Annotated in this window: 2 protein-coding genes; both read left to right on the top strand. The window is 55.8% G+C overall.

Going from position 1 to position 20,335, the window contains the following annotated elements; genetic code table 11:
- The first annotated feature begins 184 nt into the window (after positions 1-184).
- The gene (locus ACYVF1_RS05140) at positions 185-19,450 is read left to right on the top strand and encodes an SdrD B-like domain-containing protein (protein ID WP_461076284.1); all 19,266 of its coding nucleotides are present in this window, start codon (positions 185-187) and stop codon (positions 19,448-19,450) included.
- A 163-nt stretch (positions 19,451-19,613) separates the two neighbouring features.
- Complete coding sequence (locus ACYVF1_RS05135; protein WP_461076282.1) at positions 19,614-20,240, top strand: PD-(D/E)XK nuclease family protein; 627 nt, start codon at positions 19,614-19,616, stop codon at positions 20,238-20,240.
- Positions 20,241-20,335 lie beyond the last annotated feature (95 nt).

Raw genomic sequence — 20,335 nt, 5'->3', positions numbered from 1 at the left:
GGCATAGGATTTGACAAAGGTGCCTCAAACACCTTTTAGTAAACGAAAAGTTGATTACCCACCTACTTACTTATTTGTAAGAATAGGTAATTTATCCCATTTAATTAACTCTTCTGGGAAGCGGCATACTATTTGTGTATTCGGGTATTGAATTGCCACCTCCGAATACTCTAAAGAATACCATATGCGCACTTCTACGAAACTTTTCTTCACATCGTCGATATTGCTGACCGTAGTGATGCTCCTTAGCGCACTGCCAAGCTTCGGACAGACTATTTCGGGAACTGTTTTCCGTGATTTCAACAGTAACGGCGTTTACACCCCAATAACCACGCTTACCTCCAGTTATACATATGGAGAGCCCGGTGTTGGCGGGGTTACGGTGACCGCCTACAATGCTGCTGGTGCAGCTGTAGCTACTACTACAAGTAGTACAGCCACCTCAAACCTGGGAGCGTACACCCTCACGGTGGGCAATACAAGTGCCTATCGGGTAGAGTTTACATCTCTGGGAGTGGGTGATTATGAGTCATTTAGGGGCACAGCCGCGGGCAACAATGCTACGTCTGTCCAGTTTGTCAACGGGGGAACAACCAACGTAAATTTTGGTATTAACTACCCGCTGGACTACTGTCAGGCTTCACCGTCACTAGTGGTCCCCTGTTACATCAACGGCAATCCGTTGTCAGCAACCGGTACGGCTGGAAATGAGCACGTACTGGTAACAGTACCTTACAACTCTTCCGGCACGGCGGTTACCGCAACAGCCATAGCCGATGGACAGGACATTGGTAGTGTATGGGGGGTGGCTTATCAGCGTGAAACGCAGAAGATATTTTCGGCAGCTTTTCTGAAGCGTCACGTAGGACTTGGACCCGCCGGCTTGGGTGGTATCTACACCACTACGTTGACTGGCACCAGTACACTGCTCGTTGACCTGGAAACATCACCTTTTAACATCAATTTAGGAGATAGCCAGTTAGGCTCCCGTTCAACGTTGCCAGGCAGCGCCACAACATCCAGTACTGACCCTACCGCCTTTAGCCTGGTTGGGAAAGCTGGCCTGGGCGGTATGACGCTCTCGACCGATGGCAAAATACTTTATGTCGTTGATCTCTTCAACCGCAATTTATTAGCGCTCAATGTGGGCAACCCGGCCGTTACAGCCATCACTACACTTAGCTCCTTAACCACCATTGCCATCTCCAATCCAGGATGCGCCAACGGCGATTACCGGCCTTTTGCGGTATCGGTTAAGAACAACAAGGTGTATGTTGGTATCGTCTGCTCGGGGCAGTCGGGCACGGTAACTTCCGGAACAACCAGTGATCTGTACGCACACGTGCAATCAATGGCCGAAGGAGCTACCACGCTTTCGGCTACGCCGATTTTCTCGTTCCGTCTGAATTATACAAAAGGCGATGTGCGTTCGGGTGATGCAGCTGTCGGCTCAACATGGCAACCCTGGATCAACAGCTTTAACCAGCTCGGCATCAGCGGAGCGCTGGCTGCGGCTGGTTACCGGGTAGGCCGGCCTCAGCCCATGCTGTCCGACATCACTTTTGCAGATAACGGCGACATGATTCTTGATTTCGCCGACCGTACGGGTTTCCAGACTGGCTACAAACAGCGCAGCACAACCGATCCCACCAGCACAACGCTGTATGGCGGGTACATTGGTGGCGACATGCTGCGGGCGAACTATAATGGCACACAGTGGGTGTTGGAAAACAATGCAACTGTCGGAGCCTTAACGAGTGCAGGAGCTGGTAATCTTCAAGGGCCTGGCTCACTTACAACATCGGGATACAACGCGCCTTCCGGAGAGTTTTATTATCAGGAATCTTACTCAGATCCGGCATCAGGCACGGCGGTTCACCAGGAAACCTCAATGGGTAGTGGTTTTTCCATTCCTGGTTATAACGTAGTGATCAATACGATCATGGACCCAACGGATATTTTCACCGGTGGGTTAGGCTGGTTCAATAACCGAACTGGCGCCAGAACACAGTCAGCCGAACTTTATAACACCGTAGATAACGGCGGAGAGACGGCTGGTAAAGCGAATGGTCTGGGAGGCATTAAAGCGCTCTGTAACCCGGCCCCTATCGCCATCGGAAACCGGGTCTGGCTGGATACCGACAACGATGGTATTCAGGACCCAGGCGAAACCCCGCTGGCCGGTGTTACTGTTACGTTGACGGGAACGGGCATCGGTACTGTTACGCTGGTCACCAACTCAAACGGCGAATATTACTTCGCCAATGGCGCCGGCACGAACACGACTGGTTTTGTTTATAATTTAACAGGTCTTACGTATGGCGGCTCCTATACCCTGACCTTCCCAACCAGCGTAACAACCAGCAACGCCTACTTGAGCACCAAACTCAACACGGCTACAGGCGCGAACGCTGACAACATTGATTCAGACGTAAATTCGGCGGGCCGGATCACCTTTACCCTGGGCACCGCTGGTCAGAATAATTTCTCTTACGATGCCGCTTATGCCCCTTGCGTATTACCATCGGTCACTGCGCTTGCCAGCAGTGCCAGCGTTTGTCTGGGTACATCGGCAACCTTAACCGCTCAGGTAAGCCCAACCGGTAGCTATACGTATGCCTGGAGCGCCCCCGCCGGTGTTACGTTAACAGGAGCCAACACCGCTACGGCGGTAGCAACGGGCCTGACCACTGCGGGTACTCGTACGTTTACGGTAACGGTCAGCAGCAGCCCGATCTGTTCAACCACGGCTACGGTAACTGTTACCGTTAATCCGCTGCCAACGCCTACGCTTACCTCAGCCACGATTTGCGCGGGCCAAACCGCTACGTTAACAGCTACCGGCGGTACGTCCTACACTTTCTCGACCGGCGCCACTAATACAACCGGTGTTCTGTCGATAACACCGACAACCACCACAACCTATTCGGTGACGGCGGTAAATGCCAATGGTTGCCGAAGCACGACACCCGGCTCAGGCACAGTGACGGTTAATGCGCTGCCGACAGCTAACTTAACCCCAAGCTCAGCCACAATTTGCGCGGGTCAAACTGCTACGTTGACGGCCACGGGCGGTACGTCCTACACCTTCTCAAACGGCGCTGTCAATACGTCCGGCGTTCTATCGGTAACACCAGGAGCCACCACGACGTATTCAGTTACAGTAGCCAACGCCAGCGGTTGCGTAAGTACGACGACAACCACAGTAACGGTCAACGCGGTACCAACGCCTGTCTTCCCTTCGGGTACCATCTGCGCAGGTACGAGTGCTACGCTGATCGCCACGGGTGGTACGTCCTACACCTTCTCGACCGGCACCATCAACACCAACGGCCGATTTGTAGTAGCACCCACCACCACCACATCGTATTCCGTGGTAGTAGCCAACGCCAACGGTTGTATTGGTACAGCCACCAACACCGTGACAGTGAATCCGGCCGTAACGGCGACGCTTGGTTCAGCCACAATTTGCGCAGGCCAAACTGCTACGTTGACGGCCACCGGCGGTACGTCCTATACGTTCTCAAATGGCACTGTCAATACAACCGGCGTTCTGTCGGTAACACCAGGAGCCACCACATCCTATTCGGTAACAGTAACGAATGCCAACGGTTGTATTGGCACGGCAACAGGTACGGTGACGGTGAATCCGGCGGTAGTGGCTACGCTCAGCTCGCCAACAATCTGCGCGGGTACGAGTGCTACGTTAACAGCCACCGGCGGTACGTCCTACACCTTCTCGAACGGTACAATTAACACGACCGGCGTTCTGTCGGTAACGCCAGGGGCCACCACGACGTATTCGGTAACGGTATCTAACGGTAACTGCATCGGCACGGCAACGGGCACGGTAACGGTGAACCCGGCCGTGACGGCCACTTTCCCCTCGGGCACGATCTGCGCGGGTACGAGTGCTACGCTGATCGCCACGGGTGGTACGTCCTACACCTTCTCGACCGGCACCATCAATACCAACGGCCGATTTGTAGTAGCACCCACCACCACCACATCGTATTCCGTGGTAGTAGCCAACGCCAACGGCTGTATCGGTACAGCCACCAATACAGTGACGGTGAACCCGGCCGTAACGGCGACGATTACCTCAGCCACCATCTGTTCAGGTCAGACGGCCAACCTGGTAGCCACGGGGGGTACGTCCTACACCTTCTCCGATGGCACCATCAATACGTCAGGTCTGTTGGCAGTCAATCCGACCACCACAACGGCGTATTCGGTAATTGTATCGAACGGCAACTGTATCGGTACGGCCACGGGTGCAGTAACGGTCAACCCATCCGTAGCAGCCACGCTCAGCTCAGCCACGATTTGCGCGGGTACGAGTGCTACGTTAACAGCCACGGGCGGTACGTCCTACACCTTCTCGAACGGTACGGTTAACACGACCGGCGTTCTGTCGGTAACGCCAGGGGCCACCACAACCTATTCGGTAACGGTGTCTAACGGCAACTGTATCGGCACGGCAACGGGCACAGTAACGGTGAACCCAGCCGTAACGGCCACCTTCCCCTCGGGCACGATCTGCGCGGGTACGAGTGCTACGCTAATCGCGACAGGCGGTACGGCTTACACCTTCTCAACGGGTCTTACCAATGCCAACGGCCGATTCGTTGTGGCACCGACTACCAATACCACCTATTCCGTGACGGTAGTCAACGCGAGTGGCTGCCGCGCTACGGCAAACGCTACAGTGACGGTGAACCCGGCCGTAACGGCGACGATTACCTCAGCCACCATCTGTTCAGGTCAGACGGCCAACCTGGTAGCCACAGGCGGTACGTCCTACACCTTCTCCGATGGTACCATCAATACCTCAGGTCTGTTGGCAGTCAATCCGACCACCACAACGGCGTATTCGGTAATTGTATCGAACGGCAACTGTATCGGTACGGCCACGGGTGCAGTAACGGTCAACCCATCTGTGGTGGCCACGCTCAGCTCGGCTACGATCTGCGCAGGCCAGTCGGCGACCTTGACAGCTTCGGGCGGTACATCATACACCCTCTCGAATGGCCTCACGAGTACGTCAGGTATCTTCGTAGTCAATCCAGGGGCCACCACAACCTATTCGGTAACGGCATCGAACGGCAACTGTATCGGTACGGCATCCGGTACGGTAACGGTTGCTCCATCCATAACGGCTACCCTGAGCAATGCCACCATCTGCGTGGGTCAGACGGCCAACTTAGTCGCTACAGGGGGTAACTCTTACACCTTCTCCAACGGTTCTATCAACAATACGGGTAACCTGTCTATAAGCCCAGGTGCCACAACAACGTATTCGGTGACGGTGACGATTTCTAATGGCGTTTGTACAGGCGCAGCATCCGGTACGGTAACCGTTAATCCGCTACCAACACCAGCGCTTAGCTCGGCGACCATCTGCGCAGGTCAGACAGCCAACTTAGTAGCCACGGGCGGTACGTCGTATACCTTCTCCGACGGCACGACGAACACCACAGGGCTGATAGCGGTCAATCCAAACACCACTACTACGTACTCAGTAACAGTGGCTAATGCCAGCGGCTGCCGCAGCACCACCACCGCTACGGTAACCGTAAATACAATTCCAACGGCTTCGCTAACACCAGCTTCATCGACCATTTGTGCCGGTACAAGCGTTACGTTAACAGCTACGGGCGGAACGAATTACCAGTTCAGTAACGGTACGGCGAACACTACAGGTGTGCTTGTTGTAACCCCAACCGCTAACGGCAGCAATCCTTATTCGGTAACAGTGACCAGCGGTGGTAACTGTAGCGCCGTAGCCAACGCGACCGTCACGGTAAATCCGGCGGTGACTGCTACGGTGAACAATCCTACGGTTTGCAGTGGCACCAGCGCTACGTTGGTCGTTACCGGCGGCAGTACGTATCGATTCAACATCGGCTCAGGTATTACCAATACAACCGGCTTGTATGTGGTTAATCCTGTGTCGACGACGGCTTACTCGGTGACGGTAACTTCGGCTCAGGGATGTAGCGCCGTTACTTCAGTCGCGGTAACGGTGAATCCGGCTACCACGGCAACAATATCGGGCAATACAACAATTTGCGCCGGTCAGCCGATCAGCCTGACAGCCAGCCCAACCACCGGCCTGACTTATGCCTGGAGTGGTCCGGGAATTAGCTCAGTCAATAGCAATCCGCTGACGATTGCCAACAGCACCACGGCAAATTCGGGTACGTATCAGGTTGTCGTTACCAACGCGAATGGCTGTACGGCAGTATCCAGCATAAACGTGACCGTTAAATCGGCACCGCAGGTACAAATTGTGTCCAACACCCTTAACTGTACGGGCGGTGGTACGACAGAAGCGACCATCAGTGCACAGGTAACGGGCGGAACCGCTCCTCTGAGCTATGCCTGGTATCTGAACGGAGATGTTGTTTCAACATCGCCAAACCCAAGTTTCACGGCTACGGGCACCTATAGCCTTGTGGTTACGGATGCTACTGGATGCGTGAGCAATACGGCAAGCACAACTGTCAATCAAGCCGATCCGCTTGTGTTTAATGCCCAAGCGACCAATGTACTGTGTGCTGGTGGACAAGGCTCTATTACGGTAAACATCAATGGCGGAACGGGTTCTTATACCGTTACGTATGCCAATAGCGGAGGAGTTTTTGGCACACAGATTACTAGTGGCACCAGTACAACAACAGCGCCTGCTGGCAGCTATACCATCACCGTTACGGATGGCAACGGCTGCTCATTGGCGCAGTCGACAACCATCACGCAACCGGCACCGCTCATCGTTACGTTAACACCGAGCGGTCCGATTTGCGCAAGCCAAACAACAGGTAGCATAACCAGCTCGGTTAGCGGTGGTGTGTCGCCGTACAACTACGTGTGGAGCAATGGAGCCACAACACCAAACCTGATCAACGTAGCAGGTGGTAGTTATTCGGTTATTGTGACCGGTGCCAATGGTTGCACCGCAACAGCCAGTACAACAATACAAACGAATCCGCTGCCAGGTACGCCAACTGTTGCCGTAACGCAGCCAACCTGCGCGACCACAACGGGAACCATCACGATTACAAGCCCGGCTACGGGAGTGCAATACAGCTTCGACAATGGCGCTACGTATCAGGTATCACCAACCAGTACGGGCTTAACGCCAGCCATATATCGCCTACGGGCAAGAGATAATGTGACGGGTTGTGTCTCAGCAGGAGTCAACGTCACCATTAATGCAGCACCGACGCCACCAACTGCCTCCATCGCAGGAACGACCAATCTTTGTGTGGGTCAAACCATCAGCCTGACGGCCAGCCCAGCTACGGGTGTTACGTACGCATGGACCGGTCCGGGTGGAAACTTAGGTGGTGCCAATCCGTTGGTAATTACCAACGCAACAGCAGCGCAGAGCGGTACGTATCAGGTACTTATAACCGACACAAACACGAGCTGTACGGCCGTGGCCAGCACCAACGTAACGGTGAATGCACTCCCGACAGCAACGCTTGGCTCAGTATCGATCTGTATTGGTCAGTCGGCCAACTTGGTAGCTACGGGCGGTACGTCGTATACGCTCTCTACGGGTGCTACCAACACAACGGGCAACTTCACGGTTACGCCGACCAGCACAACGGCTTACTCGGTGACGGTCGCTAACGCAAATGGCTGTACCAACATTGCCAGCGCAACGGTAACGGTGAATTCGCTGCCAACAGCGGGTCTGAGCTCGGCTACGATCTGCGCCGGAAATTCAGCAACCTTGGTTGCGTCGGGCGGTACGTCGTACACCTTCTCGAATGGTGCGATTAACACAACCGGAGTCTTCATTGTAAGCCCAGCTTCGACGACGGCTTATTCGGTAACGGTAGCCAATGCGAGCGGCTGTACCAACATTGCCAGCGCAACGGTAACGGTGAACCAGAACCCATCATCTTCATTAAGTTCAGCCACGATTTGCGCGGGTCAATCCGCTACGTTAACAGCCTCGGGCGGAGCGTCGTACACTTTCTCGACGGGCGAAATCAATACAACGGGTATTCTGTCGGTGACGCCAGCTAATACCACTACGTATTCAGTAACGGCCTCGGGCGGCACGAACTGCATTAGCTTTGCTTCGGGTACAGTAACGGTGAATCCGATACCAAACCCAACGGTATTGCCCTCTTCGGCGTCTATCTGTACAGGAGGGTCAGTTGTGTTAACGGCTAGTGGCGGTACGTCGTACACCCTCTCCAACGGCACCACGAGTGCGTCGGGCAGCTTTACGGTTAGTCCGACTGTCAGCACTACGTATACCGTGACGGTGTCTAATGGCAACGGTTGTATCAGCACGACCACGGTGGCGGTAACGGTGAATCCGCTGCCTAATGTGGTCTTTACCCCAACGGTAGGCACCATCTGTGTGGGTCAGTCAACCACCCTGGTGGCCACAGGAGCCAACTCCTACACCTACTCTAACGGCAACATCAACTTCGGGGGCATGCTCATCGTAGCGCCCACGTCGACCACCGCTTACTCGGTAACCGGTCTGAGCACAGCAGGCTGTTCGGCGACGGCCAGCGCTACCATCATCGTCAACCAGCCGCCAACCCCTGCCCTCACCAACGCCACCATCTGCGTGGGTCAGTCGGCAACGCTAACAGCTTCGGGCGGTACGTCTTACAGCTTCTCGACAGGAGAGACCAACACGACGGGTATCCTGTCAGTGACGCCGGCAAACACTACCACCTACTCGGTGACAGTGGCCAACGCCAGCGGTTGCCGCAGCACCACCACCGGCACGGTAACAGTGAACCAGTTGCCAACCTCGGCTTTCTCGCCAAGCTCCCCCTCGATCTGTGTGGGTCAGTCGGTGGTCTTGACGGCCACGGGCGGCAGTTCGTTCAGCTTCTCGACGGGTGAGACCAACACAACCGGCAGCATAACCGTAGCACCGACCTCCACCACTGCTTACTCAGTGACGGCGGCTAACGGTAACGGTTGCAGCAGCACGGCCAGCGTGACGGTGACGGTGAACCAGTTGCCCAATGTGGTCTTCACCCCGACGGTGGGCACCATCTGCGTGGGTCAGTCGACCACCCTGGTAGCTACAGGAGCCAACTCCTACACCTACTCTAACGGCAACATCAACTTCGGGGGCATGCTCATCGTGAGCCCAACCTCCACCACCGCCTTCTCAGTAACCGGTCTGAGCACTAGCGGCTGCTACAACTCAGCCACCGCCATCGTCACGGTCAACCAGCCGCCAACCCCTGCCATTACCAGCGCCACCATCTGCGTGGGTCAGTCGGCGACTTTGACGGCCTCGGGTGGTACGTCCTACAGCTTCTCGACGGGTGAGACCAACACGACGGGTATCCTCTCGGTGACCCCGGCCTCCACCACCACCTACTCGGTGACGGTAGCCAACGCCAGCGGTTGTATCAGCACCACCACCGGCACGGTGACGGTCAATCAAGTGCCAACCTCGGCCTTCTCGCCAAGCTCCCCCTCGATCTGTGTGGGTCAGTCGGTGGTCTTGACGGCCACGGGCGGCAGTTCGTTCAGCTTCTCGACGGGTGAGACCAACACAACCGGCAGCATAACCGTAGCACCGACCTCCACCACTGCTTACTCAGTGACGGCGGCTAACGGTAACGGTTGCAGCAGCACGGCCAGCGTGACGGTGACGGTGAACCAGTTGCCCAATGTGGTCTTCACCCCGACGGTGGGCACCATCTGCGTGGGTCAGTCGACCACCCTGGTAGCTACAGGAGCCAACTCCTACACCTACTCCAACGGCAACATCAACTTCGGGGGCATGCTCATTGTGAGCCCAACCTCCACCACCGCCTTCTCGGTAACCGGTCTGAGCACCAGCGGCTGCTACAACTCAGCCACCGCCATCGTAACGGTCAACCAGCCGCCAACCCCTGCCCTCACCAGCGCCACCATCTGCGTGGGTCAGTCGGCGACTTTGACGGCCTCGGGTGGTACGTCCTACAGCTTCTCGACGGGTGAGACCAACACGACGGGCATTCTGTCAGTGACACCAGCCACCACCACCACGTATTCGGTGACGGTAGCCAACGCCAGCGGTTGTATCAGCACCACCACCGGCACAGTAACGGTCAATCAAGTGCCAACTTCGGCCTTCTCGCCAAGCTCCCCCTCGATCTGTGTGGGTCAGTCGGTGGTCTTGACGGCCACGGGTGGCAGCTCGTTCAGCTTCTCGACGGGTGAGACCAACACAACCGGCAGCATAACCGTAGCACCCACCTCCACCACTGCCTACTCGGTGACGGCGGCCAACGGCAGCGGCTGCATCAGTACAACGACAGTGACCGTGACGGTTAGTGATCCACCAACACCGAGCATTACGTCGGCCACGCTTTGTGTCGGTCAAATGGCGATGATCGTTGCGTCAGGTGGTACGTCCTATACCTTCTCAACGGGTGAGGTCAATACGACGGGCGTTCTGGCGGTCAGTCCAACGGCCACCACTACGTATACGGTAACGGTGGCCAATGCGACGGGTTGCGTAAGTACTACGTCGACGACGGTAACGGTCAACGACCTGCCAAACGCAAACGTAAGCGCAAGCTCAGGTACGATTTGCGCGGGTCAATCGACTACGTTGACAGCCACAGGCGGTACGTCGTACACCTTCTCGACGGGAGATGTTAATACGACAGGTATTCTGGCCGTGAGCCCGACCTCCACCACCGCCTACTCGGTGACGGTAGCCAATGCCAACGGTTGCATCAGCAGCACCAGCGCTATCATAACCGTAAATCCGTCGGCAACCGCCACACTTAGCTCGGTTACCATCTGCGCTGGCGAAACGACAGAATTAATCGCCGATGGCGGTACGTCCTATACCTTCTCGACCGGTGAAATAAACACGACGGGCCGACTACAAGTGTCTCCAACGACGAACACTACGTATTCGGTGACGGCGGTGAATGCCAGCGGCTGCGTGAGCAACACAGGCGCAACGGCGGCAAGCGGCACCGTAACGGTAAATTCGGTACCAGTAGCTGACGTAACAGCCACCTCGACCACCATCTGCGAAGGCCAATCGGTAACGCTGACCGCTACGGGTGGTACGTCGTACGAATTCTCTGATGGTACGCTGACTCCCACAGGTATCGCCGTTGTGAGCCCACTTCAGACCACGACATACGTTGTCGCCGTGTCGAATGACAGCGGTTGCGAAAGCCTGACGACCATCGTCGTTACGGTGAATCCGCTACCAACGGCAGATATAACTTCGGCTACGATTTGCGAGGGCCAGTCGGCTACATTAGTCGCCACGGGCGGTACGTCGTACACCTTCTCAAATGGTGAAATAAATACGACGGGTCTTCTGGCGGTAAGCCCAACTACGTCAACTACGTATACGGTAACGGTAGCCAGCGCCAGCGGTTGCGTGAGCACCACCACCGGCACGGTAACGGTCAATACGGTTCCGATAGCCGGCCTAACACCAGCTTCGGCCATCATCTGCGAAGGTCAGCCAGTAACGTTGACCGCTACGGGTGGTACGTCATATACCTTCTCGAATGGTACGTCTAATGCGACGGGTATACTGGTGGTTAGTCCGACATCCACTACCGCTTACTCCGTAACGGTAGCCAATGGCGTGGGTTGCGCCAGCACAGCGTCGGTAACTGTAACGGTGAATCCGACACCAGATGCAACCCTGACATCAGCTACGATTTGCGAAGGTCAGTCGGCAACGCTAACAGCTTCGGGTGGTACGTCCTACAGCTTCTCGACGGGAGAGACCAACACGACGGGTATCCTCTCGGTGACCCCAGCCAACACCACCACCTACTCGGTGACGGTAGCCAGCGCCAGCGGTTGCGTAAGCACCACAACGGCAACCGTAACGGTCAATGATTTGCCAACGCTAACGCTGACTTCGGAAACCATCTGCGCAGGTCTGACGACTACGCTCAGAGCGACACCAGGTTTTGCTACGTATATCTTCTCGACTGGCCTGACTCAGATCGGTACGTCGAATGAAGCCTCTGGCTCGGCCACGGGTACGTATTCGGTGACAGCAATTACGGCAGCGGGCTGTTCGGCAACGGCGACGGGCTCTATTCTTATCAATAACAACCCAGTTGTGCAGCTTAGCTCGGCAACGATCTGTACGGGTCAATCGGCTACGCTGATCGCGACTTCGGGCTACACGACCTATATTTTCTCGCCGGGTCTGGCGCACGTCGGTAACTCGAACGTAGCAATTGGTACGGTTGCTGGTACGTATAGCGTAACGGCGATTGCAGCCGGTTGTAGCGGTATCGGTACGGGCAGCATCACCATCGAACCTTACCCAGTCGCCGATCTGACATCAGCCAGCATCTGCGCCGGTCAGTCGGCTACGTTGGTGGCTACGGGCGGGGTGTTGTACACCTTCTCGGATGGCACCATCAACACGACAGGCTTGCTGGAAGTGACGCCAGCAACGACGACCATGTATTCGGTAACGGTAGCCAATGCGGCAGGCTGCACCAGTACCACCATGGGTTCGGTGACGGTGAATCCGTTACCAACAATCGATCTGGCTTCGGTTACGATCTGCGCAGGCCAGTCGGCGACCTTGACGGCATCGGGTGGTACGTCGTACGTATTCTCGAATGGCATCAGCAATGCAACAGGCGTACTGATTGTTAGCCCGACATCGACAACGGCTTACTCCGTAACGGTGGCAACGGCCAGCGGCTGCGTGAGCAACACAACGGCGACGGTAACGGTGAACGAATTGCCAGTTGCTACGTTGACTTCGGCTACGATATGCCTCTATGAGTCGGCTACACTGGTGGCCACGGGCGGGGTATCGTACACCTTCTCCGATGGCACAGCAAACCTCACCGGCTTACTGGTTGCAGGTCCAGCTTCGACCACTACGTATTCGGTAACGGTAGCCAATGCCAGTGGCTGTATCAGCACAACGACTGCGACATTAACGGTGAATCCGCTGCCAACACTTACTACAGTTGCTTCCTGTAGCGGTATTGCTACGTATAATGTGAGCTTCACGGCTACACCAGGCGCTACAGTAACGGCCAGTGCAGGAACGGTAGTCGGCAATCAGGTTATCGGTATTCCTAGCGGACAAATGGCGATGATTACCGTAACGCTGAACGGATGTAGTATTACGGAGGCTGTATCGCAGAACTGCGAATCGAATGCGGCTTCACTGGGCAACTTTGTCTGGAATGACCTTGATCAGGATGGCATTCAGGACGACGGCGAGCCGGGTCTTGTTGAGGTAACAGTGGTACTTCTGCAAAATGGTGTGGTTGTAGCGACCACCTCTACCGATGCGAACGGCATGTACCGCTTTAACGGTCTGACACCTGGCATCCCGTACTCGGTGAGCTTCACGACACCAGCCGGATTCACCGCTACGTTGCAGCATCAGCACATAGACGGCAATGATGATCTGGATTCTGACGCTGATCCAATAACAGGTTTGACACCGTCTGTTACGCTGGCGGCCGGCGAATTTAACCTCTCGCTTGACGCAGGCTTCTACGTACCACGCGCCAGTCTGGGTGACTTCGTCTGGAATGACCTGAATCAGAATGGTATTCAGGATTCGGGCGAACCCGGTATTGCAGGTGTAGTGGTAACGCTCTACCAGAATGGTACGGCTCTCGTATCGACTACGACCAATGCCAGCGGTCTGTACAGCTTTACGGGTCTGACGCCGGGTATACCGTACTCGCTGAGCTTCTCGACTCCGCTTAATTACACAGCAACGCTGGCCAGTCAGGGTGGCAACATCAACCTGGATTCTGACCCAGTTGCCGGTGTTACAGGGCCAATTACCCTGACGGCAGGTGAAAACAATACGTCGATTGATGCAGGCTTCTACCTGCTGACGGCCAGCCTGGGCAACTTCGTCTTCGAAGATGTCAACCACAACGGCATTCAGGATACGGGCGAACCCGGCATCCAGGGTGTGGTGGTAACGCTGGTCAGCAATGGTACGACGGTGGCCTCTACGACGACCGATGTGAACGGAATTTACTCCTTCACTGGCTTAACACCAGGTGTGCCCTACTCGGTGAGCTTCGCGGCTCCAACGGGTTACAGTGCTACGTTGGCTGACCAGGGTGCAGACGATGCCCTTGATTCGGATGGCGATCCAGCAACTGGTCTGACCGGCACGTACAGCCTGACCGCTAATGAGGAGAACCTCACCGTTGATATGGGCTACTACCGACCTGCTACGCTCAACGGCTACGTTTGGGTGGACACCGATCGGAATGGTCAGCAAGGCGCTGGTGAACCACCGCTGGGAGGTGTAATCGTGACGCTCGTCAGCAATGGCAACGTCGTGGCTACGGCCATCACCGATGTCAACGGCCTGTACAGTTTCACCGGTCTGACCCCAGGCACGCCTTACTCGCTAAGCTTCACGACACCATCTGGTTATACGGCTACGGCAGGTAATCAGGGTGGCGATGATACAATTGATTCTGACCCAATCGGTGGGCTGACACCATCGGTAACGCTGACTTCGGGTCAGAGCCTGACGCAGGATGCCGGCTTCTTCCCAGTGACGGCAGGTTTGGGTAACTTCGTCTTCGAGGATCTCAACCACAACGGTATCCAGGATACAGGCGAACCGGGTATTCCAGGGGTGACAGTAACGCTGATCAGCAACGGTACGGCGCTGGTAGCGTCTACCACAACCGACGCCAACGGGCTGTACAGCTTTACGGGTCTGACGCCAGGTGTGCCGTACTCAGTAAGCTTCACTGCGCCGACGGGCTTCACCGCTACGTTGATCAACCAGGGTGCTGATGATGAAGCAGACTCAGACGGCAACCCAGCCACTGGCCTGACCGGCGTATATAGCCTGACCGCCAATGAGTTCAACAACTCGGTTGATATGGGTTACTTCCGGCCAGCTACGCTCAATGGTTACGTTTGGGTGGACACCGATCGTAACGGAGTACGAGGTGGTGGTGAGCCTCCATTGGCCGGTGTGATTGTCACACTGATCGAAAATGGTACGGTAGTAGCCAGCACGACTACGGACGCCAGCGGCTTGTACTCCTTCACGGGTCTAACGCCGGGTGTGCCTTACTCGCTGAGCTTTACCACGCCAACAGGCTACACCGCTACGTTGCCGAACCAGGGTGGTGACGACACGATCGACTCTGACCCAATCGGTGGGCTGACGCCGTCGGTGACGCTGACTTCGGGTCAGAGCCTGACGCAGGATGCCGGCTTCTTCCAGTCGACAGCAACGTTGGGTGACTTCGTCTTCGTGGATACCAACCAAAACGGTGTTCAGGATTCAGGTGAACCAGGCATCCAGGGTGTGGTCGTTACCCTGATCAGCAACGGTACGGCGGTGGCGTCTATCACCACTGATGCCAATGGGCTGTACAGCTTCACGGGTCTGACGCCGGGTATTCCATACTCGGTAAGCTTCACGGCTCCGGCTGGTTACACCGCTACGTTGGCCAATCAGGGTGGCAATGATGAAACCGACTCCGATCCGATCGGTGGAATTACAGGACCTATCACCCTAACGGTGGGTGAAAACAATACGTCGATTGACGCGGGCTTCTATCCAGTGACAGCGGCTTTGGGTAACTTCGTCTTCGAAGATCTCAATCGCAATGGCATTCAGGATTCGGGTGAACCGGGTATCCAGGGTGTGATCGTGACGCTGATCAGCAATGGTACAGCAGTAGCGTCTACAACCACCGATGTTGGCGGATTCTACAGCTTCACCGGTCTGACACCGGGTACGCCTTACTCAGTGAGCTTCACAGCTCCGGTTGGCTACACCGCTACGTTGGCTGATCAGGGCACGGATGACGCCCTTGACTCGGACGGTAATCCAGCAACTGGTCTGACCGGCACGTACAGTCTGACAGCTAACGAAGCTAACCTCACCGTCGATATGGGCTACTACCGGCCAGCTGTACTCAACGGCTACGTCTGGGTGGACATCGACCGCAATGGTCAGCAAGGCGTTGGTGAACCACCGTTGGCTGGTGTAATCGTAACGATCATTAGCAATGGCAGCGTAGTGGCTACAACCACCACCGATGCGAACGGCCTGTACAGCTTCACGGGTCTGACCCCAGGTACGCCGTACTCAGTAAGTTTCACGACGCCGGCTGGCTACACCGCTACGTTGGCTGATCAGGGTGGTGACGATGGCATAGACTCCGATCCGATTGGTGGTCTGGTATCGTTCACCCTAGGTTCAGGTCAGAACAACGTACTGATTGACGCAGGCTTCTACCCTGTGAATGCAGCGCTAGGCAACTTGGTCTTCGAGGATACCAACCATAACGGCATCCAGGATTCGGGTGAACCCGGTATTGCAGGTGTGACGGTGACCCTGATCAGCAATGGTACGGCTGTAGTAGCCTCTACCACGACCGATGCCAGCGGCCTGTACAGCTTCACGGGTCTGACCCCAGGTACGCCGTACTCGCTGAGCTTCTCGGCACCGACGGGTTACAGTGCTACGTTGGCCAACCAGGGCACAAATGATGAGGTTGATTCGGATGGCGATGTGCTCACCGGTTTGACGGGCACCTACAGCCTGACAGCCAACGAGGTGAACAACAGCATCGACATGGGCTACTACCGACCCGCTACGCTCAACGGCTACGTTTGGGTGGACACCGATCGGAATGGTCAGCAAGGTGCTGGTGAACCACCGCTGGCGGGTGTGATCGTGACAGTTATCAGCAATGGTACCGTCGTGGCAACTACCACGACTGACGCCAATGGCTTGTACAGTTTCACGGGTCTGACCCCAGGCACACCTTACTCGCTAAGCTTCACGACACCAGCGGGTCACACAGCTACGGCAGCGGATCAGGGTGGTGACGATACGATCGACTCCGACCCAATCGGTGGACTGACGCCGTCGGTAACGCTGACTTCGGGTCAGAGCCTGACGCAGGATGCTGGTTTCTACCCAGTGACGGCAGGTTTGGGTGACTACGTCTTCGAGGATCTCAACCACAACGGTCAGCAAGACAGTGGCGAACCGGGCATCCCAGGCGTGACGGTAACGCTGATCAGCAATGGTACGGCGCTGGTAGCGTCTACCACGACCGACGCCAGCGGCTTGTATAGCTTCACAGGTCTGACGCCAGGCGTACCGTACTCGGTAAGCTTCACGGCTCCGGCTGGCTACACCGCTACGTCGCAGAACCAGGGCAACGACGCTACCGACTCGGATGGCGATCCAGCAACTGGTCTGACGGGAGTGTACAGTCTGACGAATAATGAGGTGAACCTCACCGTTGACATGGGTTACTACCGACCAGCCAGCGTGGGCGACTTCGTCTTCGTGGATCTCAACCAGAATGGCGTGCAGGATGCGGGTGAACCCGGTCTGGCCGGTGTAGTGGTGACGCTGCTCGATGGAGCTAACACGCCGATTGCTTCGGTGACTACTACCAGCACAGGCTTGTACAGCTTCTCGGGTCTGACCCCAGGTGTGCCTTACTCGCTGAGCTTCAGCACGCCAACGGGCTACACCGCTACGTTAGCTGACCAGGGCGGTGATGATGAGCTTGACTCTGATCCGATTGGCGGTCTGGTATCGTTCACACTGACTTCAGGTCAGAGCAGTACCTCGGTGGATGCTGGCTACTACCAGCTCACAGCTAGTCTGGGTAACTTGGTCTTCGAAGATGTCAACCATAACGGCATACAGGATTCGGGTGAACCCGGTATTCAAGGCGTGGTGGTAACGCTGATCAGCAACGGTACGGCGGTAGCGTCTACGACTACTGATGCCAGCGGTTTATACAGCTTCACGGGTCTGACCCCAGGTGTACCGTACTCACTGAGCTTCAGCGCTCCAACGGGCTACAGTGCTACGTTGGCTGACCAGGGCGGTAACGACGAGACCGACTCGGATGGCAACGTACTGACCGGCTTAACAGGTACGTACAGCCTGACGGTGAACGAGGTGAACAACAGCATCGACATGGGTTACTATCGTCCGGCTTCGCTCAACGGCTACGTCTGGATCGACTCCGATCGCGATGGTGTTCAGGATGCCGGTGAATCTCCGCTACAAGGAGTCGTTGTTACCCTCATCAGCAATGGTACGGTAGTGGCGTCTACGACTACCGATGTCAACGGCTTGTACAGCTTCACGGGTCTGACGCCAGGTGTGCCATACTCGCTAAGCTTCACTACGCCAACGAACTTCACCGCTACGTTGGACAATCAGGGCGGTGACGATACGATCGACTCCGACCCAATTGGTGGGCTGACGCCGTCGGTAACGCTGACGTCAGGTCAGAGTCTGACGCAGGATGCTGGTTACTACCCAGTGACGGCAGGCTTGGGCAACTTCGTCTTCGAAGACCTGAACCACAACGGCATCCAGGATTCGGGCGAACCGGGCATTCCAGGTGTGAGTGTGAGTCTGATCGAGAATGGTGTCATCTTAGTGGCTACTACCACCACCGATGCCAGCGGCTTCTACAGCTTCACGGGTTTAACACCAGGTACGCCTTACTCGTTGAGCTTCTCGGCTCCGGCGGGTTACACGGCAACCCTGACTAACCAGGGCACGGATGATGACGTTGATTCGGACGGTGACGTACTGACTGGATTGACAGGTACGTATAGCCTGACAGCTAACGAGGTGAACAACAGCATCGACATGGGTTACTACCGACCAGCCAGCGTGGGCGACTTCGTCTTCGTGGATCTCAACCAGAATGGCGTGCAGGATGCGGGTGAACCCGGTCTGGCCGGTGTGGTGGTGACGCTACTCGATGGTACCAACACGCCGATCGCTTCGGTGACTACTACCAGCACAGGCTTGTACAGCTTCTCGGGTCTGACACCGGGTGTGCCCTACTCGCTAAGCTTCAGCACGCCAACGGGCTACACCGCTACGTTAGCCAATCAGGGTGGTGACGACACGGTAGATTCTGATCCGATTGGCGGTCTGGTAAGCACATTCACACTGACTTCAGGTCAAAGCCTAACGACGGTGGATGCTGGTTACTACGTACCAACCGCCAGCATTGGGTCTACAGTCTGGAACGACCTCGACCGCGATGGTCAGCGTGATCCAGGCGAGCCAGGTGTGGATGGTGTGACGGTACGTCTGCTGCGCGAAACGTCGCCGGGTGTATACACGGTCGTTTCGACAACGGTGACGACGGGTGGTGGACATTACCTGTTCACGAACCTGCCTGCCGGTACATACATCGTTGAGTTCGATCTGACGACGTTGCCTGCTGGCTACATCATCAGCCCGAACCCGAACCGCCCAGGTGTACCAACAACAGAAAACAGCGATGCGAACCCAACAACGGGTCGCTCGGCACCGATTACGCTTGATCCAGCTAATCCGGTCAATCCAGACGTACTGGCTATCGATGCCGCTCTGGAAACCGACTGTCCACCAGCTAAGTGCGTTCCGTTCATCATTACAAAAACACGCTCAGGACGCTAAGGCTAATGGACACGTAAACAAACAAGTCCCGTCGACATGATGGGACTTGTTTTGTTTTAGGGGGGATGCGCTACGTAGTAGAACTGCGTAAATTTCTGATGGGTGAAAACTATGCCCTTTGTTCGTAGTTTGGAGAATAACGTCAACAGATTTTGCTACGTCGATGATTCAGTACCGCTTTTACCCAACTCTTCTGAACGTATTTTCCCGTTATCTGCACGGTGGAAACCTTTCAGCGCAGGAATTGATCGACACCATCAACCGGGTACCTACGCCAACCACGGCTGCACAGGAACGGGGTGTTTCATTCGAGGAAGCCGTTGTAAAAGGAAATGGCGAAGAACGATTCGATGCGGAAGTGCTTAAGAAAGTCCGCAAGTTACTCCCCCGCCCCATCGTCGAAACGCAGGTGTATTGCCAGCTGGAAATTGAGGATGTTCTCTTCTACGGCTACGTCGATCTGATCGGCAAATTTAAAGCGGTCGATATCAAAACGACAGGCTCGTATCAGCCGGGCCGCTACGTTCATAATCACCAGAATCTGTACCTGCACGCCCTAAAACGAAAAGGCATCAAGCTGATGGAATACGTCATTACCGCTTTCCCCGCCGATGGGCAGCCGGAAGTATACGTAGAGAGCTATGCCCTCACCCACCCCATCGACCGGCAGATCGAAGAAATCCGATTGTTCAAAGCATTCCTGGAAGAACACCGACCCCTGATTGTCGACAGGAAAATATTTGTAACTCCCGGCGAAGATGCCGATGCACGGAGAAATCCGTCATCCTAAAGCACAGCTCTAACAGCGAAGGCGATAGTCCGACAAATGCATACTTCACGTTAAACCGGTCCCCTAAAATAGTCCACTCCCTCAATAACAAATTC

Source organism: Spirosoma flavus (assembly GCF_054778555.1).
Note: the sequence above shows the minus strand (reverse complement) of the source record. Positions and strands in the feature narration are given on the sequence as shown.